The organism is Arthrobacter sp. sptzw32 (assembly GCF_059089735.1).
The window spans coordinates 494,533-514,077 of record NZ_JBNHEZ010000002.1 but is presented as its reverse complement, the minus strand read 5'-3'; the positions used below and the strand labels follow the sequence as shown (position 1 = coordinate 514,077).

Here is a 19,545-nt window from a genome sequence, read left to right as displayed (position 1 = left end):
GGAAACCCAACACAGGAGCGTTGCCTGCTGCGCTGCTTGGACGCCGTGCGGGCTACCAGTTAATCGCCCCGCGTACCGAAGACTATCTCGTCCCACGAGGGAACGCTGGACCGCTTGGGCCTGCCCGGCTGGCGCTCGGGAGCGCCGGTCTCCGGCAACTGGCCGGTAGTGGGGGAGGCGTCTTCACTGCGTGAGGCTAAGCGCCCGAGGTTCCCGCCCAACAACTCGTTCAGGCCTCCGCCACTGGCGGACCCGCTGTTGGTGCCGCTGTTGGTGAAACCATCCGAACTGGTGCCGCTGGCGTCCCCATGGCCAGCCTCGGAGGTGCTGCCGGAGGAGCGTTGGGGGGAGGCAACAATGGTGATTTCGCGGGTGTCGGTGCTCACGCCGTCGTGCAGCTTCAGAGTGTCATCCGGGGCGTCCCGGTGCGGCGGAATGAGGCTCAGGCGCGAAAGCATGGAAGGGCGGGCGTCACGCCGGCGGATGAAGGAGCTGCCCTGGGCCGCCGGGTCCTGTGCAGCCGCACCTTGTCCAGCCGGACCGTGTGCAGCGGGCGCCTCCGGTGTGTCTTTCTGAGGCTGGTCGTTGTGCTCTTCTGCGTCAGGGGTCACTTCCGACGGCCGCGGGTGTGCTGCGGGAACGCCGTGGGTCAGCAACAGGGCCAAGGCGTCGTCGGAATTTTCGTCGACGCCCAGACGCTGGCCGCGGCGCGACCGGAGCATGTCAAGGAGTCCGTCTGACTCCTTGCCGTCCGTCTGTCCGGCGTCCGGCCCGGAACCGGGCGAAGGGCGGGCCGAGTCTGCGTCAGCCTCGAAGTCGAATGGACGGTCGGATACCGCCGAGAGCCGGCGCGCCGGTACGGGCCCGTCCAGGGGCTCGAGCTCGCTGAGCTGCTGCGCCCACCTGTTTGCGTTCTGCAGTGACCTCCTGGCCGGGCTGAAAGTCCACAGTGCCGGAGGTTCCTCACCGATGCCGGCCTTCCCGCCCGTGTTGGTTTCGAAACTCGCCTGAACCGTCCACGTTCCGTCCTGGCGCCGCCAGGAATCCCACTCGACGGTAGAGGGGTCAATGCCGTGGGCTGAAAGCCGGTGGGCCACCATGTCCGCCAGCGTGGCTGGGTTGTCGCCGAAGGCCGACCTGTAGATGTCGTGACCGGGCGAAGGTGAAGCTACTTCCACCTTGCGCGCCTGCTGGGCAACATACTCGCGTTCTGCCAGAACGGGTCCTTCATACCGTTCCACCTTGGCCAGCGGCAGGCCGGACAGGTCTGCCACCTCCGCAGCGGTCGCTCCCGCCCGGATCCGGGCCTGGATGTCCCTCGGAGACATGGGAATGGCAGGCCGCTCAGCGGGCGGCCTTGCGGCTGACCTGCTCGCGGTCCTCAGCGCTTCGTCGATCGGCAGCTGGAACATCTCGCCGCCGGCACCGCTCAACAGGAGATGCGCTCCGTCGTCGTGCACGCCTACAAGCCGTAGATCCTGCATACAAATCCTCCACCCTGGCATTACTATCAGTCGGTACTCTGCCACCCGCTGAACCTGTTTTGGCTCAAGGGACAGGGCGCGCCGCGATATTCCGGCCCAACGCCGGGTACTGGGCGGCTGAAGGGCCCCCGTGCGGGCATGCCGCGGCCGGGCACAAAGCCGGGACGTTCGGCGTTATGGAGGGTGATGTCCGCAGGTTTGGGCCAAAGGAAGAGGGTTACAGCGACAATGGCCACCGATTATGATGCGCCGCGCAAGTCCGAGGAAGAGCTCGGGGAGGATTCCATCGAAGAGCTGAAGACCCGGCGGTCAGAAAAACCGGTTGCGGTGGTGGACGAGGACGAAAGCGATCTTGCCGCAGGCTATGAGCTGCCAGGTGCCGACCTTTCCGGCGAAGAGCTCACGGTGCAGGTGATTCCGGCGCAGCAGGACGAGTTCACGTGTTCTTCCTGCTTCCTTGTCCGGCACCGCTCCCAGATTGCACGCGAGAAGGACGGACGCTTCTACTGCAGGGAGTGTGAAGGCTGAACACGGTCCGGCGCGGGGGCATTTGCGCTGAGCCAGCCTGGCAGGGCAGTTCAGCAGGCAAGGCGGGGTGCAGGCGTCACGACGGCGGGATCCTGCCCGGCCAGGCAGGTTACCTGCGTGACAGGGCGGCGGTGAGTTCCTCCGGGCGCCGCGTGGAGGTCAGCCAGTACGGCGTCTGGTCGGACGGATCGGTAATTCCGATCTTGACCACAGGGTCGATCCAGCCGCGGAAGCAGAGGTAGGCCAGCGCGTTCAAGCGGGTGCCGCGTTCTGCAGTTGCCTCCTCGCCCCGGAACGCCTCAACCTCGCCCACGAACCGGCGCTCGATGCTGGCCCGGCCAACTGTCAAGGAATCCTCGGTAACCGTGATCGCCGGAGTGGACAAAACCAGGAGTACCGCCATGATGGCAAAAAGCACTCCTGCGGCCGTGAAACCCGCTGCTGTGCTGATGGGCGCGAAGACCAGGATCCCGGCTCCTGCCACGCCGGCAGCAATGATCCAGATCCACATGTTGGGCCAAAGCTTCTCCCGGTAAATCACCGCGCCCCCGGTGGACGGTCTCTGGGGGACGGGCGCGGGAGAGCTTGATTCGGGCATGAGCCAAGCTTTCCATCTTTGCCCTGCTAATTCATCTTGGGCTGTTTCTTCCTGCGCGGGACTGTTCCCGCCACCGTCACCTCCCCGCCAGGTGCAGCCGCCGGCACGAGGCCGTCCCTAGGAGCGATTGCCACACGCGGGTTAGAGTGAGTGACTGTGACTGATCATCCCGCCACAGTAGATGCCTTTCCCGTTGAAGCTGCCGCAGCCGGCCCCGCCGCGGCCTCGGGCGCTCCCACCTTGCAGGTTCAGCTGAAGATGCTGGACCAGGACCTTGAAGCCCCGTCCTACGCCCACCCGGGCGACGCCGGGGCCGACCTTCGTGCGCGCGTGGACGTTGTGCTGGAGCCGGGAGAGCGGAAGATGGTTCCCACAGGGGTGGCCATTGCCCTTCCTGAAGGTTTCGTCGCATTGATCCATCCCCGCTCGGGCCTGGCCACAAAGCACGGCCTGACCATTGTGAACGCGCCCGGAACTGTCGATGCGGGCTATCGCGGCGAGATCGCCGTCACCCTCCTGAACACCGACGCCAGGGAGAGTATTGAACTGCGCCGCGGCGATAGAATTGCCCAGATGGTCATCCAGCGCGTGGAGTACGCGCAGTTCATCCCCGTCAACGAATTGAGCGGATCTGTACGTGGCACAGGAGGTTTCGGCTCTACCGGCGGCTTCAACGCCCCGGGCGCCTGAACTTCAGCTCTTCCTCAACCCTTCTTCCGTACCGGCGCAGGCATGCCGGACGGCAACAGAGCACGACGGCGGGGCCCCAAGGGCCGGACCGGCAACCAATTAAGGAGATACCCAATGGTCTTTGGGCTCGGCAGGAAAGCCAAGAAGGAACAAGCAGCCGAACCGGAGGAACTGTCCGCTGACGCGGAGACCGCGGAAGAGGCAGCGCCCGTTCCTGGACCTCGCTCGAACGGCCCGTTCGACGAGTCCGAAATCGGCAGCCGTGATGGCTATGTCGATCTGGGTGCGCTCCTGATCACACCCAGCGAGGGACTGCAGCTCCGGCTCGAGGTGGAGGAGGCCACCCAGCGGGTCGTTGCCGTCACCATGGACCTCAACGGCTCCAGCCTGCAGCTCCAGGCCTTCGCAGCCCCCAAGAGCGAGGGGCTCTGGGACGAGATCCGCGAGCAGATCGGCCAGTCCGTGGGAGCCCAGGGCGGCCAGGTTGAGGAAGTTGAAGGCGCTTTCGGCACTGAACTCGTGGCAAAGCTGCCGGCAGGGCTGCCGGATGGCAGCCAGGGCTACCGGGCGGCGCGCTTTATAGGAGTGGACGGTCCCCGGTGGTTCCTCCGGGGCGTTCTCGGTGGAGCCGCTGCACTGGAGCGCCCGGCCGCTGAACCCCTTGAAGCCCTGTTCCGCCAGGTAGTTGTGATCCGCGGAGACAGCCCCATGCCGCCGCGCGACCTGCTGCAGCTCCGGCTGCCGAAGGACGCCACCCCCACGCCGCCACCGGCTGCACCTGCACTTCAGGAACCTGAACGTGGTCCTGAAATCACACAGATTGGCTGATGCCGCAGCCGGGGGAGCTCCGCTGGACGAAAGCGGCGATGTTCCCCTCAGCCGGCTGCCGCTCAAGGGCCGGCTGGTCTGCCGCGGCCGCATCGAATCGGTGACCTACGTACCGGCCGACAGGACTGCAGCCTTCAGCGCCATAGTCTCGGACGCCGACCCCCGGGAATCAGGAGCCGGAACCGCAGCCGGACCCCGAGGGCGGCTCCGTGTGGTGTGGCTCGGACGGCACCGCGTCCCAGGCATCGAGGCCGGCGCCGAAGTCCGGCTCAAAGGAATGGTGTCCCGTGTAGAGGGCATGCCCACCATGTTCAACCCACGCTACGAGATATTGTCCCGCCAGGAGAACGAATGACTGCGTCCACGCCCCGCCCTTCCGGTACCGGCCCGAACAATGCCTCAGGCCCGGACGGTGCTTCGTCGAACGGCCGGGGCAGCCTGGAAAACGGCGCGGACCTTAACGGCGCCGGTGAAGTCAAACTGCCAGGCGCTGCCAACGATGACGCCACAGGCCAGGCACCGTCCCCGGCAGCGGGCTTCGCTGCCGGCTACGCAGCAAAAGCCGGGCTGCACCGGACCCATGACGGCCGGGTGGATGTGCTACGCAGCGCCGGCGGGTTCCAGGGCATCGCCGAAAGCATCGTTCCGGGACTGTTGTTCCTCGTGGCCTACACCATCACGCGGGACCTTACGGTGTCCCTTGTGGCCGCGTTGGCTGCCGCGGCCATGTTTACCGTGGTGCGGCTCGTGCAGCGGCGTCCCCTGACGCAGGCACTCGCAGGCGTGGTGGGTGTCGGCATATCCGCCTGGGTGGCCAACACCACCGGAAAAGCCGAAGACTTCTACCTTCCCGGGTTCTTCACCAACGCCGCCTACATCGTAGCCATGGTGATCTCCATTGCGGTCAAGTGGCCCGTGGCCGGGCTGCTCTTTGGGTTCATCCGCAATGAGGGCCTGGACTGGCGCAAGGACCCTGCCAGGGTCAAGGCCTACCGGATCGGCACCTGGATCATCGTCGCCGTATTGGTGCTTCGGCTTGTGGTGCAGGTACCCCTGTACCTGATGGGGACGGACGGACTCGCCGCGCTGGCGACCACCCGGCTCATCATGGGTACGCCGCTGTATATCCTTGGCGTCTGGATCGCCTGGCTCGTCACCAAGCCCGCTCCCATTGAGGACGAGGCAGCGGACGGCCCCGCGAAAGGTTGAGCGCGCGGCTTAACCGTCGAACCCGTCGTCGTCCGGGCCTTGCTGCTCCAGGTGCCCCGCATCTTCGCCCGGGCGCGGCTGCGGCTCCGCCGATTCGGGGGAGAGCAGGGCACGCAGCTCGTCCTCGGCGGCGATGGTGGTGACGAAAAAGAGCTCGTCGCCGCCGTCGATGACATCGTCCCGGCTCGGTGTGATCGGCGCGTGATCCCGCAGGATGGCCACCAGGGTGGAATCTTCCGGCCAGCGGATTTCCCCTACGGTTAGGCCAATCACATGTGAATCATGGGGAACAGTGAACTCCACCAGCGAGGACACCCCGGTCTGAAGGGTGAGCAGACGCACGAGGTCGCCGATCTCCACCGCCTCCTCCACCAGCGCTGTCATCAGCTGCGGCGTATTGACGGCAACGTCCACGCCCCAGGAATCGTTGAACATCCAGTCGTTCTTGGGATTGTTTACCCGGCCCACCGTGCGTCCAACGCCAAACTCGGTTTTGGCCAGCAACGACACCACGAGGTTGACTTTGTCGTCACCGGTGGCGGAGACCACCACGTCCGCGTCCTCCACCTTGGCGCCCTGCAGCGTACTGAGCTCGCACGCGTCCCCCACAAGCCAGTGGGCCCCGCGGAGTCCGCTCCGTCCGATAACCTCCGGCTTGAGGTCGATCAGCAGGATTTCATGCTTGTGCGCCAGCAATTCCCTGGCGATGGACGAACCGACGCTGCCGGCACCCACGATCACGACCTTCACTGGAACTCCTTGACGGGGGCTTTGGCCAGGATCTGGGCCACCTGGGCGCTGCGGTCCACCTGCAGCATGGCGTGGACGGTGTCGCCGTCCTGGTAGGCGGTTCCGGCGTCGGGCAACAGTCCTTCACCAAACCGGGTGAGGTACGCAACGCGGACATTGGCCGCTCTTTCGATGCTGCTGATCCGATGGCCCACCCAACCGGCGTCGAGATCCAGCTCGGCGAGCACGAGCCGCCCGGAAGGCTCCCGGAAGTCCCCGGCCAGGTGCTGTTCGGGAAGGATGCGGCGCAGTACCTGGTCGGCGCTCCAGCGCACCGCCGCCACCGTGGGGATTCCAAGGCGCTGGTAAATTTCGGCACGGCCGGGGTCGTAGATCCGGGCAACCACGTGGGGCACATGGAACGTTTCCCTGGCCACCCTGGTGGCCAGGATGTTGGAGTTGTCGCCGCTGGACACCGCGGCGAAGGCATATGCGTCGGCAACCCCTGCCTGCTTCAGGGTGTCGCGGTCAAACCCGACGCCGGTGACCTTGCGTCCGGTGAATCCCTGGCGAAGCCTGCGGAAAGCGCGGTCGTCCTGGTCGATGATGGCCACAGAGTGCCCGGCGTCTTCGAGCGTATGCGCAAGCGTCGCCCCCACCCGGCCACATCCCATGATCACGAAATGCGCCACCAGTATCTCCTCTGTGTGTTTCCCACGGTCCTGCCGCTAGAACTCTACCGTCAGCGCCGGAAGGCAGCTGTCCACGGGCCGTCATGACACAGCCCGGGAATCAGACTAGCTTTGTGGAGTGCTGACAATACTGAACGCTGCCAAGCGCGTGCTCGTAGGCAGGCCGTTCCGAAACGACCGGATGGCGCATACGCTGCTTCCCAAGCGGATCGCACTTCCGGTTTATGCTTCCGATGCCCTCTCATCCGTTGCCTATGCCCCCGACGAGATCCTGCTCACCCTGGCGCTGGCCGGCGTCAGCGCGGTGGCGTTCTCACCATGGGTGGGCCTGGCCGTCATGGTGGTCCTGCTGACGGTTGTCGCTTCCTACCGGCAGAACGTGCACGCCTATCCTTCAGGCGGCGGGGACTACGAAATAGCGGGGGAGAACCTGGGAAAGTACGCCGGCCTCACCGTCGCATCGGCTTTGCTGGTGGACTATGTCCTGACTGTTGCGGTATCGATGTCCTCGGCTGCCTCCTACGTCACCACTGCCATTCCGGCACTGCACGGCCAGCAGGCCGTGATCGCCACCATCGGCGTGGTGGTCCTTGCGCTGGTGAACCTCCGCGGAGTCAAAGAGGCCGGCAGCGTTTTTGCCGTGCCCACCTACATCTTTATGGCCTCAATCCTGGGCATGACGGCGGTGGGCATTTTCCAGGCGGCCACCGGCCAGCTGGGGGAAGCGCCCTCCGCGGCCTTCACCATTGTGCCCGCGCCCGGCTTTGACGAAGGGCTGGTGGGACTCGCCGGCGCCTTTCTTCTCCTGCGCGCCTTCTCCTCCGGTGCCGCCGCACTCACCGGCGTGGAAGCCATCAGCAACGGAGTCCCCAACTTCAAGCCGCCGAAAAGCAAGAACGCGGCGACCACCCTGCTGCTCCTGGGCGTGATCGGAGCGTCCATGCTCGCGGGGATCATCTACCTGGCCAACGCCACCAAGGTGCACATAGTCCTCGATCCCGCCACGGAGTTCCTGCTGAATGGCAGGCCTCTTCCGGAGGGCTACATCCAGACTCCCGCCATCAGCCAGATTGCGCAGACCATTTTCGGTCCGGGATCCATCCCCTTCTACATCGTGGTGGCCGCCACCGGCGTCATCCTGGTGTTTGCCGCGAACACGGCCTTCAACGGCTTTCCGGTGCTGGGGTCCATCCTCGCCCAGGACGGGTACCTTCCGCGCCAGCTGCGCACCAGGGGTGACCGGCTGGCCTTCAGCAACGGCGTCCTTGCCCTCGCTGCCGGGGCCCTGGTGCTCATCCTCGCCTTCAACGCCGATGTCACCAGGCTCATCCAGCTGTACATCGTGGGCGTATTCATCTCCTTCACTGCCAGCCAGCTCGGGATGATCCGGCACTGGGGCCGGCAGCTGAAGCTGGCGAAAGACAAAGGCGTCCGACGCCGGATGGCCAGGTCCCGGGCCATCAACAGCGTCGGTTTCGGCATGACCGCCCTGGTCCTGGTCATTGTCCTGATCACCAAGTTCGAGCAGGGCGCCTGGATCGCCCTGCTCGCCATGTTCGTTCTCTTCCTGATCATGTGGAGCATCAGGGCGCACTACGACAACGTGGCCAGGGAGCTGGCAGTGGACGAAGACTCCTCCCCGCGCGCCCTGCCCACCCGGGTGCACGCCGTGCTGCTGGTGTCCCATGTGCGCAAACCCGTCCTCCGGGCCCTCGCCTACGCCAGGGCTTCCCGGCCATCAAGGCTGGACGCAGTGACGGTGGACATCGACCCCGAAGAAACCGCCGGGACAGTGGCTGACTGGGAAAAGCTCGAGATTCCCGTGCCGCTGACCGTGCTGGCCAGCCCCTACCGTGAGACCGTCACCCCCATCATGGAGTACGTCAAGCAGATGCGGCGTGACTCGCCGCGGGACCTGATCGTCGTCTACATCCCCGAATACGTTGTGGGTAAGTGGTGGGAGCAGCTGGTCCACAACCAGACCGCCCTGCGCATCAAGACACGGCTCCACTTCGAGCCCGGCGTCATGGTGGCCAGCGTTCCCTGGCAGCTCAAATCATCCGAAGAAGCAAAGAACCTGCAGGACATTCAATGACAACAAAGACCCAAACCCAGGCGGAACTGACCGGAGAAACCGGCAGGGAAGTAGTGCTCGACGTCGGGCCTGTCGCCCACGGCGGGCACTGCGTCGCAAGGCACGAAGGACGCGTCATTTTTGTGCGGCACGCCATCCCGGGCGAGAAAGTGCGGGCGCGGCTGACGGACGCCGGTGAAAAAGCCAAGTTCTGGCGCGCCGACGTAGTCGAGATCCTTGAAGGCTCGCCGGACCGGGTGGACCATTTCTGGCACCCTGCGGATTCGCTCCGCGCCTGGCGCCGCGGGCACCCGCCGGTCGGCGGCGCTGAGTTCGGCCACATCACCCTGGCCCGCCAGCGCAGCCTCAAGGCAGAGGTCCTCTCGGAACAGCTCAACCGGCTGGCCGGCGTCGGGCAGCTCCCGGACGGCTGGGGCACCGTGGAAGCGGTGGGCGGCAGCCCATCCGCGCCCGGGGCAGGGGGCGGGGCAGCGCCCGACGGCGCGGACGGCCTCCGCTGGCGCACGCGCGCAAGTTTCTCGGTCACCCCCGGCGGCAAGCTCGGAATGCATGCCCACCGCTCGGCAGAGATCGTCCCCATCCAGGAGATGCCGCTGGCCACTGACGCCATCAATAACCTGCGCCTGTGGGACATGGACCTGCAGGGTGTTGACCGTGTTGAGGTGGCTGCTCCGGCGAATGGTTCCCGCCCCCTGGTGCTGCTGGCTCCTGCCGCTGGAACCAAGCCCAAGCGTCTTGCCGCCATTGCGGCAGCCCTTCCCGCTGACGTCTCCGTTGCAGCCTTCGATCCCATTACCGAGGACGTCCAGCAGTTGCGCGGCAGGCTGTGGGTGCAGGAATCCGCCGCCGGGCACGAGTACCGCGTCACCGGTGCCGGGTTTTGGCAGATACACCGCGACGCGCCCGGGACGCTTGTGGGGGCAGTCACAGAATTCCTGCAGGGCGGCGGCTTCCTTCACCCAGGCGCTGTAGTGGCGGACCTGTACGCCGGAGCCGGCCTTTTCACTGCCGTCCTTGCCGACGCCGTGGGCGCTACGGGGTCGGTCCTCTCGGTGGAAGGCGCCCCGGGGACCAGCCGGGACGCGCGCAAGAACCTGCACGCAGCGCCCCAGGTGGAAATCGTCCAGGGCCGCGTCGAGCGGGTCCTGCGCCAGAAACCGCGGGACTTCGACGCCTTGATCCTCGATCCGCCCCGGGCCGGCGCCGGAAAGGCAGTGGTGGGCCAGCTTGTTGCAGCCCGCCCGCGCGCCATTGCCTACGTGTCCTGCGATCCGGCGTCGTTCGCCCGCGACGTGGGGTACTTCCGCCAAGCGGGCTGGGAGCTGGCTGGCCTTCGGGCCTTCGACCTCTACCCCCACACGCACCACCTTGAGACGGTGGCGCTGCTGGCCCCGGGTCCCTGATGCCGCAACTGGTATCGACTACTATGGCGGTAGTAGTCCCACGTCGCGCTCCGTAATCACGGCCGGCCGTGTGCAATTTTCGGGCCCTGCACTAATTAGGGCTCCCTAACTAGCAGGCGGTCAACCGCGCGACAAAGATGAAACTGTTGCGAGAGGAGTCCTGCGATGAGCACTGTGGACAGCTTCGGTTCAAAAGGCAAACTTAATGTAGCCGGAACCGATTATGAAATTTTCCGGTTGAACTCCGTTGAAGGTGCAGAAAACCTTCCGTTCAGCCTCAAGGTATTGCTTGAAAACCTGTTGAGGACCGAGGACGGCGCGAACATCACTGCCGATCACGTCCGCGCCTTGGCAGGCTGGGATCCCAACGCCCAGCCCGATACAGAAATCCAGTTCACGCCTGCACGCGTGATCATGCAGGACTTCACCGGCGTTCCCTGCGTGGTTGACCTGGCGACGATGCGTGAAGCAGTTAAGGAACTGGGCGGTGACCCCAAGCGGGTGAACCCCCTGGCACCTGCCGAAATGGTCATCGACCACTCGGTCCAGATCGACGCCTTCGGCAACTCCGGCGCACTGGAGCGCAACATGGAGATCGAATACCAGCGCAACGGGGAGCGTTACCAGTTCCTGCGCTGGGGCCAGACCGCCTTTGACGACTTCAAGGTGGTTCCTCCCGGAACCGGCATCGTGCACCAGGTCAACATCGAGTACCTGGCCCGCACCGTCATGACCCGCGAAGTTGACGGCGCCCTGCGCGCCTACCCCGACACCTGCGTCGGCACTGACTCGCACACCACCATGGTCAACGGCCTGGGCGTCCTCGGCTGGGGCGTCGGCGGCATCGAAGCCGAGGCTGCCATGCTGGGCCAGCCCGTGTCCATGCTGATCCCGCGCGTTGTGGGCTTCAAGCTGACCGGTTCCATTCCGGCCGGTGCCACCGCAACGGACGTTGTTCTCACCATCACCGAACAGCTCCGCAAGCACGGCGTTGTGGGCAAGTTCGTGGAGTTCTACGGGGAAGGCGTGGCCGCTGTGCCGCTCGCCAACCGCGCCACCATCGGCAACATGAGCCCGGAATTCGGTTCCACGGCTGCCATGTTCCCGATCGACGACGTCACCCTGGATTACCTGCGCCTCACCGGCCGCTCGGACCAGAACGTCGCCCTCGTTGAGGCATACGCGAAGGAACAGGGCCTGTGGCACGATCCTTCCCGCGAGATCAAGTTCTCCGAGTACCTGGAACTGGACCTGTCCACCGTTGTTCCGTCCATCGCCGGCCCCAAGCGCCCGCAGGACCGGATCGAGCTGACCGAGGCTAAGGACGAGTTCCGGCACGACCTGAAGAACTACGTCTCGCACGACGCCAACGCCGGTACCCTGGACGAATCGCTGGAAGAAACCTTCCCGGCCTCCGACTCGCCCTCCTTCACCGCCGGAGCCACCCACATCTCTGACACCGACCGCGAGCCCCCGAAATACTCGGCGGGCCACGGGGGAGCGGGACGCATCAGCAACCCCGTCCCGGTCAAGATGGACGACGGACGCGAGTTCGAACTGGACCACGGTGCAGTCACCATCGCATCCATCACGTCCTGCACCAACACGTCCAACCCGTCGGTCATGTTGGCCGCCGCAGTCCTGGCCCGTAACGCTGTGGACAAGGGCCTGACATCCAAGCCCTGGGTGAAGACGTCGGTTGCCCCCGGCTCCAAGGTGGTCACCGATTACTACGAGAAGTCCGGCCTGACCCCCTACCTGGAGAAGCTCGGCTTCTACATCGTGGGCTACGGCTGCGCCACCTGCATCGGTAACTCCGGCCCGCTGGAAACCGAAGTTTCGGAAGCCATCCAGTCCAACGACCTCGCCGTTGCGGCCGTCCTCTCCGGCAACCGCAACTTCGAAGGCCGCATCAACCCGGACGTCAAGATGAACTACCTGGCCTCCCCGCCGCTGGTCATCGCCTACGCCCTGGCCGGTTCCATGGACTTCGATTTTGAAACCGACGCACTGGGCCAGGACCAGGCCGGCAACGACGTCTTCCTGAAGGACATCTGGCCGAACCCGGTTGAGGTCCAGCAGGTCATCGATTCCTCGATCGACAAGGAAATGTTCGCCAAGGGCTACGAAGGCGTCTTTGAGGGTGACGACCGCTGGAAGGCGCTCGATACCCCCGCCGGTGACACCTTCGCCTGGGATCCGAACTCCACGTACGTCCGGAAGCCCCCGTACTTCGAGGGCATGAAGGCCAAGCCCGAGCCGGTCAAGGACATCACGGGCGCCCGTGTGCTCCTGAAGCTGGGTGATTCGGTCACCACCGACCACATCTCACCGGCCGGTTCCTTCAAGTCCGACACCCCTGCGGGCCAGTACCTGCTGGCCAACGGCGTGGAGCGCAAGGACTTTAACTCCTACGGCTCGCGCCGCGGCAACCACGAGGTCATGATCCGCGGAACCTTCGCGAACATCCGGATCAAGAACCAGATCCTGGACGGCGTCGAGGGTGGCTTCACCCGCGACTTCACCCAGGAAGGCGGCCCGCAGGCCTACGTTTACGACGCTGCGCAGAACTACCAGGCCGCCGGCACTCCGCTGGTTGTCCTGGCCGGTAAGGAATACGGTTCAGGTTCCTCCCGCGACTGGGCTGCCAAGGGTACTGCCCTGCTGGGTGTCAAGGCAGTCATTGCCGAGAGCTACGAGCGCATCCACCGCTCCAACCTCATCGGCATGGGCGTCCTGCCCCTGCAGTTCCCGGCCGGTGAATCAGCTGCAACCCTGGGACTGTCCGGCACGGAAACGTTCTCCGTAGAGGGCGTCACCGCCCTGAACGAGGGCACCACGCCGAGGACCCTCAAGGTTACCGCGACCGCCGGGGACGGCAGCTCGACGTCGTTCGACGCCGTGCTGCGCATCGATACTCCGGGTGAAGCGGACTACTACCGCAACGGCGGCATCCTGCAGTACGTACTGCGCCAGATCTCCGCCAACTAGCGGTAACTGCCAAGCAGGCACCACCTGCTGAAGCCCCGGCCGGTCACCGACCAGCCGGGGCTTCGGCTTTGCGGCTAAGTCTGGTCCTGCTGACCAAGGCGTTAGAGTTAAACGGCACGTCTACCACCTGAAGGAGGGGTCATTGGGAATCTTGGACACCATCCGGAATCCGCAGGACCTGAACGAGTTGTCCGAAGAACAGCTGGAGCAGCTGGCTTCGGAGGTCAGGGATTTCCTGATCACGAACGTCTCGCAGACGGGCGGGCATCTCGGACCCAACCTCGGCGTGGTGGAACTGACACTGGCCGTGCACCGCATCTTCGACTCTCCCCGCGACAGCATTGTCTTTGATACCGGCCACCAGTCGTATGTGCACAAACTGCTGACGGGCCGCCAGGACTTCAGCACGCTGCGCCAGGAGGGCGGCCTCTCCGGCTATCCGTCCCGCGCCGAATCCGAACACGACATCGTCGAAAGCTCGCACGCTTCCTCGTCGCTGTCCTGGGCTGACGGCATCTCGCGCGCCCGGCAGCTCACCGGGGAAGGCGACCGGCACGTCGTCGCCGTGGTGGGCGACGGCGCGCTCACCGGAGGCATGGCCTGGGAAGCCATCAACAACATCGCCGCCGACAAGCGGCGCCGGGTGGTCATTGTGGTCAATGACAACGGCCGGTCCTATGCCCCCACCGTGGGCGGCTTTGCCGATTACCTCGCTTCCCTGCGCCCCACTATCGATTCCTTCCGCACAGCTCCTGCCTATGAGGTGGCGCTGGACTGGTGGAAGAAGAAGCTGCAGGACGGCGGGCCGGCGGGCCAGTTCACCTACAAGAGCCTGCATGCCATGAAGAAGGGCATTAAGGACTGGTGGGCGCCGCAGGGCATGTTCGAAGACCTGGGCATGAAGTACATCGGCCCGGTGGACGGCCATAACCTCCAGGCAATGGAGAACGCCTTGTCCACCGCCAAGCACTACGCGGGCCCGGTGATCGTCCATGCCATGACCGAAAAGGGCCATGGCTACGCACCGGCACGGGCGCACGAAGCGGACCAGTTCCACGCTGTGGGCATCATTGACCCCGAAACCGGGGAACCCACCGGCACCGCCGGGGCCCAGTCGTGGACCTCCGTTTTCGCTGACGAGATTGCTGCCATTGCCGATGAGCGGAAGGACGTCGTCGGCCTCACCGGCGCCATGCTCATTCCGGTAGGCCTGCACAAGTTCGCGGCCCGGCACCCGGAGCGGGTCATCGACGTCGGAATTGCCGAACAGCACGCCCTGACCTCCGCGGCGGGCATGGCGTTCGGCGGCCTGCACCCCGTGGTTGCCGTCTACGCCACCTTCCTGAACCGGGCCTTCGACCAACTCCTGATGGACGTCGCCCTGCACAAGGCCGGCGTGACGATCGTCCTGGACCGTGCGGGTGTGACAGGGCCGGACGGCGCCAGCCACCACGGCATGTGGGACATGTCCATGGTCCAGATCGTCCCGGGCCTCCACTTGGCTGCGCCCCGGGATGCCAGCAGGCTGCGCGAGGAACTCCGGGAGGCCGTAGCCATCGGCGACGCGCCCACCGTGGTCCGGTTCTCCAAGGGATCCGTAGGCGCCGAAGTGGAAGCACTCGAACGGCTCAGCGACGGCGTGGACGTCCTGTCCCGCAGGCCCAGCGGTTCCACCGAAAACGATGTCCTGATCATCTCAGTGGGTGCCATGTCCGAGCTCGCCCTCGATGTGGCTAACCGCCTCGGCGCGCAAGGCATCAGCACCACCGTGGTGGACCCGCGCTGGGTGCTCCCCGTTCCACGCTCCATCGTCGCCCTGGCATCCCACCACCGCCTGGTGATCTGCATCGAGGACGGCGTCCGCGCCGGCGGTGTAGGCTCCCGCATCCGCCAGGAAATGCGCGCAGCAGGCGTGGACACAGCCCTGAACGAGGTGGGCCTGCCGGTCGAATTCCTCGACCACGGCACCCGCAAGCAGGTCCTGGAACGCGTGGGCCTTACGGCGCAGCAGATAACGCACGACGTCGTAGCCCAGGTCCTCGGGACAAAGGTCCCCTTTGCGCGTCCCCTGCCCGGCCAGCAGCACCCCACCACCGGCAGTCTTCCGATCCTGTGAGGGGCGAGGACCTACTGAAGTATCCGGGCGTCCTGGGGGAGCCGGAAGCTGAAGACCAGCCCGGGACGAGCCGCGAACCGCAGCACCTGGAACCCGGCCACCTGGTCGTCGCACGGAACCGGAAGTGGAACGGCAAAGCTCATTGGGTTGTCCCTGGGCGCTACCTGGGCGAGGACCGGCATGGCTGGTGGATTTTCCAGGGAACCAATGAATTCTGCTCCCGGCCCGGTGCTGCCTTCTACACCAAGTCCGACGCCGTACTCCTTGTGCCGCGCGAGGGCGACTGGGTTGCCACCTTCTACGACGACGCGCACCCCGGTGGTGTGAGGATCTATATAGACCTGGCCGTAGCGCACGAATGGCACCCCATCCGGCCGGCCGTGACGGAGTTCCATGTCATCGACATGGACCTTGACGTGGTGCGGACAGCAGGGCGCGGCGTGTTCATTGACGACGAGGACGAGTTTGCCGAACACCGCGTCGCCATGGACTACCCGGCAGCCTTGGTGGAAACTCTCGAGGCCTGTGCGGACGAGCTTTACCAGGCCGTTATGGCACAGCAGGCACCCTTCGACGGCACGGACGTCGAATGGTTTACAAAGGGACGTTCATGAGCGGAATTGTCAGGGTCTACAAACGGGACGAAGAGGGCACCCTCCATTTCCGGGAAGCCTGGTTCGATGAGGACTACAACCAGTTCCTGATGAACTACGGAGTTGTGGGGCACCAGAGCAAGACAGAGGAAACCGACGTCCCGGATGCGGCTGCAGCCGAAGGGCTGTTGGACGCCTTTGCCGTGCAGTGCGCCGGGGACGGCTACGCCGAAATCCCGGACGAGGAACAGTTCTGGGTAGTGGCCCAGTTTGCGCTCAAAACCAGGGAAGGTACCGACAGGGACCGCTACCTGGAAGAAAAGGCGACCGACGCCCTCATCAGCCATCTTGCCTGGCGCGGACTCGGAACTGTGGAACGCTCCGAATTCACGGACTACAAACTCAACATCTTCTGCCTCTGCCCCGACGTGAACAAGGCAGTCAGCGCCATCAAGGTGTGCAGCCGCGGCGAAGACCTGGACTTCACCAAGCTCAGCATCGGTGCGGCACCCTACAGCGATCCGCAGAACTTCAAGCTCAAGCACTCCGCCAAGCCCGCCAGCACCTTCAGCCTTTAGGAGCGTCCGTGACCACCTACCGCCGCGTCGGGAAGTCCGGCCTGACCGTCTCCACCGTCGGGCTGGGCTGCAACAACCTGGGCCGGGCCAGTACCGTCACGGAGTCGCAGGAGGCCACCAACGCCGTGGTCCACGCGGCGGTGGATGCCGGAATCACCCTGTTCGACGTCGCCGACACCTATGGCCGGGAACCCGGACTAAGCGAAACGATGCTGGGCAAGGCCCTCGGGAACCGGCGTGCCGGCGTCGTGCTGGCCACCAAGTTCGGCATGGACATGAAGGGCGCAAGCGGGCCGGACTTCGGTGCCCGCGGCTCACGCCGCTACATCGTCCAGGCCGTGGAGGCCTCGCTGCGGAGGCTGGCCACCGATTGGATCGACCTCTACCAGTTCCACACCCCCGATCCGCTGACCCCCATTGACGAAACACTGTCCGCACTGGATGCCCTCGTCAGCAGCGGCAAGGTTCGGTACATCGGGCATTCCAACCGTGCAGGCTGGCAGATCGCCCAGGCGGAGTACGTGGCCCGCGAACTCGGCAGCGTCCGCTTCATCTCCACCCAAAACCACTACAACCTCCTGGACCGGCGGGCCGAGCTTGAGGTGACACCGGCAGCCGAAGAGTTCGGGCTGGGGGTCCTGCCGTATTTCCCCCTGGCAAACGGACTGCTGACCGGCAAATACTCGCCCGGGCACGCCCCGGACGGTTCCAGGCTCAGCCACACCCGCAAGCACCTGGTCCACGACGCCGACTGGGACCAGTTGGACCGGTTCAGCAGCTTTGCCAGGGAACGCGGGCTGACCGAGATCCAGGTTGCTTTTTCCTGGCTGGCGGTCCAGCCCTCGGTGGCCAGTGTCATTGCCGGCGCCACCACGCCGGCGCAGGTCCGCCAGAACGCGGAATCGGCGGATTGGTTGCCTTCGGAAAAGGACCTTGCGGAACTGGACGAAATTTTCCCTGCCGCTCCCAAGGTGGCTCTGTTCTAGGCCGGCCATGACAGCCTTCCTGCTGGACGTTGACACCGGCATCGACGACGCCCTGGCCCTTGCCTACCTTGCCGCCTTGCCTGACACGGAATTCGTCTCCGTCACCGCAACCCCGGGAAACGTTGACGTGGACCAGGTGGCGCGCAACACCCTGGCCTTGCTGGAGCTCTGCGGCCGAACGGGGGTGGAAGTGGCTATCGGCGCGCGCGGGCCGCTGGCCATACCGCTGCTGACCACTCCCGAAACCCACGGCCCCCAGGGCATCGGCCACGCAGTCCTGCCCGAACCGGTCGGCAAAGTGTCGCCCCGCAACGCCGTCGACCTGTGGGTTGAGCACGCCAGGGCACGGCCGGGGGAGCTGACCGCGCTCATCACCGCACCCCTGACCAACTTTGCGCTGGCGCTCCGGCAGGAACCACGACTGCCTGAGCTGCTGGCCAAAGTGGTGATCATGGGCGGCAGCTTCTACCACCAGGGCAACACAACGCCCACCGCAGAATGGAACACGCACGTGGACCCGCACGCGGCCAAGGAAGTGTATGCCGCTTTCCAGGACCTGCCGCCGGAAAAGCTGCCCATCGTGTGCTCCCTGGACACCACCGAGCGGATGGAACTGCATCCCGAACACGTTCGGCAGCTGGCAGAGGCGGCCGGGGCAAGGGTTCCGGAACTGGTGCTGCCCGACCAGCCGGAGGGCCAGCGCAGCAGCTCCGACAACACCCTGATCCGGCACCTTTCCGATGCGCTCCGGTTCTACTTCGAGTTCCACCGCCACTACGACCAAGGCTATCTGGCCCACGTCCATGACTACTTTGCCGCCGGCGTCGCGGCAGGAACACTGGACTTCGAGGCCCGCCCCGCCACCGTGGACGTGGAAACCGGCTCAAAGATGCTGATGGGCACCACCGTCGCCGATTTCCGCGGCCTCTGGGGCCAGCCGCCGAACGCCCGGGTGGTGTCCGCCAACCATCCCGGCGCTGCCTTCCGGGAGCTGGTGTCCGCCGTCGGAAATCTGGCCCGCCGCGTGGGCTGAGCCTCGACCGGATCCCCATCGCGGAGGCGCCCGTGCACCGGTAGAATAGTCCGCGGACCGGACAGGCGCAGCTGCCTGGCCGCAGCTGCCGAGGTGACATACGCAGCGTTCCATCCCGGCCCGGGATTCCCGGGCCGGCCGTGCGCACCCCTCTAAGGAACTCCATGTCATCGCCCTCCCTGACGCTGCCGTCACCGGCACCGGCCGCCGCCCGCAAACGACGGGTACTGGAAATCCTCGGCGCCCTGGCCATCGCCGGCACCTACGTCTACCTGGTCCTCAACCAGCCCGCAGACATCACCGGCGGGCCGGGCAGCGCTTCGGCCCTGATCGCACTGTCCGGTTTCCTCGCCGGCGCCGTCCTCCTCGTTTTTGCCGTCCTGCCCACCCTGCCCACATCAACCGTGGTGCTGATTCCGGTGGCCCTGGTGCTGAACATCGTGCTCGGACAGTTCGTCGGCAGCACCCTGGTCCCGTTCTACCTTGACGCGATCGGTACCGTCCTCATTGCGGTCCTCGCCGGCCCGGCTGCCGGGGCAGCAACCGGTGCGTTGAGCAGCATCGTCTGGTCCTTCTTCAACCCCACCGTGCTGCCGTTCGCGGCCGGCGCGGCACTGATCGGTTGCCTTGCCGGGCTGGCTGCCAAGCACGGTTTCTTCCGCCGTTTCTACCTTGCGCCCGTCGCCGGCTTCCTCACCGGGATCATCGGCGGAGTGGTCTCGGCCCCGGTGGCCGCCTTCGTTTTCGGCGGTACATCTGGCGTGGCCACCGGAGCCATCGTCAGTGCCTTCCGGTCCATGGGGGACACCCTCCTGGCCGCCATCACCAAGCAGGCACTCCTCTCCGACCCCATGGACAAAGCCATCGTGTTCACCGTGGTGGCCGTACTGGCCTACGCCCTGCCCCGCCGTGCAAGCCTGCAGTTTCCGTTTGTCCGGCGGCACCGGGTGCTGGCCGGCAAGGCTCGCGGACAGGGTTCCTGACCGCCTTCC

18 protein-coding genes are annotated in these 19,545 nt (G+C 65.6%); 14 read left to right on the top strand and 4 right to left on the bottom strand.

Annotated features, from left to right (window positions below):
- Positions 1 to 59: 59 nt before the first annotated feature.
- Entirely contained in the window at positions 60 to 1,484 is a 1,425-nt protein-coding gene (sepH, locus tag AC5RVN_RS05960) for a septation protein SepH (protein WP_494039481.1), read from the bottom strand.
- Between the two features lie 228 nt (positions 1,485 to 1,712).
- Between sepH and AC5RVN_RS05955 the strand changes: the two genes are divergently transcribed.
- Complete coding sequence (locus tag AC5RVN_RS05955; RefSeq protein WP_494039482.1) at positions 1,713 to 2,012, top strand: DUF4193 domain-containing protein; 300 nt, start codon at positions 1,713 to 1,715, stop codon at positions 2,010 to 2,012.
- 109 nt (positions 2,013 to 2,121) lie between these two features.
- Here AC5RVN_RS05955 and AC5RVN_RS05950 read toward each other — a convergent pair whose 3' ends face one another.
- Positions 2,122 to 2,610 (bottom strand): DUF3093 domain-containing protein, encoded by a 489-nt coding sequence (locus tag AC5RVN_RS05950; protein WP_494039483.1) that lies wholly within the window; start codon positions 2,608 to 2,610, stop codon positions 2,122 to 2,124.
- 156 nt (positions 2,611 to 2,766) lie between these two features.
- Here AC5RVN_RS05950 and dut point away from each other — a divergent pair, with 156 nt between their 5' ends.
- From dut to AC5RVN_RS05930, 4 genes are all read left to right on the top strand, one after another.
- Positions 2,767 to 3,300 (top strand): dUTP diphosphatase, encoded by a 534-nt coding sequence (gene dut / locus AC5RVN_RS05945; RefSeq protein WP_494137350.1) that lies wholly within the window; start codon positions 2,767 to 2,769, stop codon positions 3,298 to 3,300.
- Positions 3,301 to 3,414: 114 nt separating this feature from the next.
- The gene (locus AC5RVN_RS05940) at positions 3,415 to 4,128 is read left to right on the top strand and encodes a DUF3710 domain-containing protein (RefSeq protein WP_494039485.1); all 714 of its coding nucleotides are present in this window, start codon (positions 3,415 to 3,417) and stop codon (positions 4,126 to 4,128) included.
- Positions 4,121 to 4,483, top strand: coding sequence for a single stranded DNA-binding domain-containing protein (locus AC5RVN_RS05935; protein ID WP_494039486.1), 363 nt, complete (start codon positions 4,121 to 4,123; stop codon positions 4,481 to 4,483). The genes AC5RVN_RS05940 and AC5RVN_RS05935 overlap by 8 nt, the downstream gene beginning before the upstream one ends.
- Entirely contained in the window at positions 4,480 to 5,337 is an 858-nt protein-coding gene (locus AC5RVN_RS05930) for a DUF3159 domain-containing protein (RefSeq protein ID WP_494137349.1), read from the top strand. Before AC5RVN_RS05935 ends, AC5RVN_RS05930 begins: the two co-directional genes overlap by 4 nt.
- A 9-nt stretch (positions 5,338 to 5,346) precedes the next feature.
- Here the strand turns inward: AC5RVN_RS05930 and AC5RVN_RS05925 are convergent, their stop codons facing one another.
- Positions 5,347 to 6,087 (bottom strand): potassium channel family protein, encoded by a 741-nt coding sequence (locus AC5RVN_RS05925; RefSeq protein WP_494039488.1) that lies wholly within the window; start codon positions 6,085 to 6,087, stop codon positions 5,347 to 5,349.
- The gene (locus AC5RVN_RS05920) at positions 6,084 to 6,758 is read right to left on the bottom strand and encodes a potassium channel family protein (RefSeq protein ID WP_494137348.1); all 675 of its coding nucleotides are present in this window, start codon (positions 6,756 to 6,758) and stop codon (positions 6,084 to 6,086) included. The genes AC5RVN_RS05925 and AC5RVN_RS05920 overlap by 4 nt, the downstream gene beginning before the upstream one ends.
- Before the next feature lie 118 nt (positions 6,759 to 6,876).
- Between AC5RVN_RS05920 and AC5RVN_RS05915 the strand changes: the two genes are divergently transcribed.
- The 9 genes from AC5RVN_RS05915 to AC5RVN_RS05875 all read left to right on the top strand — a co-directional run bounded on the left by AC5RVN_RS05915 (position 6,877) and on the right by AC5RVN_RS05875 (position 19,536).
- Positions 6,877 to 8,853 carry an APC family permease gene (locus AC5RVN_RS05915; protein ID WP_494105603.1) on the top strand — a complete coding sequence of 659 codons (1,977 nt, stop codon included), beginning with the start codon at positions 6,877 to 6,879 and terminating at the stop codon, positions 8,851 to 8,853.
- Complete coding sequence (locus tag AC5RVN_RS05910) at positions 8,850 to 10,256, top strand: class I SAM-dependent RNA methyltransferase (protein WP_494105602.1); 1,407 nt, start codon at positions 8,850 to 8,852, stop codon at positions 10,254 to 10,256. The genes AC5RVN_RS05915 and AC5RVN_RS05910 overlap by 4 nt, the downstream gene beginning before the upstream one ends.
- Positions 10,257 to 10,421: 165 nt before the next feature.
- On the top strand, positions 10,422 to 13,247 hold the full coding sequence (locus tag AC5RVN_RS05905) for an aconitate hydratase (RefSeq protein WP_494137347.1): 2,826 nt from the start codon (positions 10,422 to 10,424) through the stop codon (positions 13,245 to 13,247).
- Positions 13,248 to 13,389: 142 nt separating this feature from the next.
- Entirely contained in the window at positions 13,390 to 15,363 is a 1,974-nt protein-coding gene (gene dxs / locus AC5RVN_RS05900; RefSeq protein WP_494137346.1) for a 1-deoxy-D-xylulose-5-phosphate synthase, read from the top strand.
- The gene (locus tag AC5RVN_RS05895) at positions 15,360 to 15,977 is read left to right on the top strand and encodes a DUF402 domain-containing protein (RefSeq protein WP_494039494.1); all 618 of its coding nucleotides are present in this window, start codon (positions 15,360 to 15,362) and stop codon (positions 15,975 to 15,977) included. The genes dxs and AC5RVN_RS05895 overlap by 4 nt, the downstream gene beginning before the upstream one ends.
- Complete coding sequence (locus AC5RVN_RS05890) at positions 15,974 to 16,534, top strand: hypothetical protein (protein WP_494039495.1); 561 nt, start codon at positions 15,974 to 15,976, stop codon at positions 16,532 to 16,534. The genes AC5RVN_RS05895 and AC5RVN_RS05890 overlap by 4 nt, the downstream gene beginning before the upstream one ends.
- Before the next feature lie 8 nt (positions 16,535 to 16,542).
- On the top strand, positions 16,543 to 17,520 hold the full coding sequence (locus AC5RVN_RS05885) for an aldo/keto reductase (RefSeq protein ID WP_494137345.1): 978 nt from the start codon (positions 16,543 to 16,545) through the stop codon (positions 17,518 to 17,520).
- Between the two features lie 7 nt (positions 17,521 to 17,527).
- Positions 17,528 to 18,553, top strand: coding sequence for a nucleoside hydrolase (locus AC5RVN_RS05880; RefSeq protein ID WP_494137344.1), 1,026 nt, complete (start codon positions 17,528 to 17,530; stop codon positions 18,551 to 18,553).
- Positions 18,554 to 18,717: 164 nt separating this feature from the next.
- Complete coding sequence (locus AC5RVN_RS05875) at positions 18,718 to 19,536, top strand: ECF transporter S component (RefSeq protein WP_494137343.1); 819 nt, start codon at positions 18,718 to 18,720, stop codon at positions 19,534 to 19,536.
- Positions 19,537 to 19,545 lie beyond the last annotated feature (9 nt).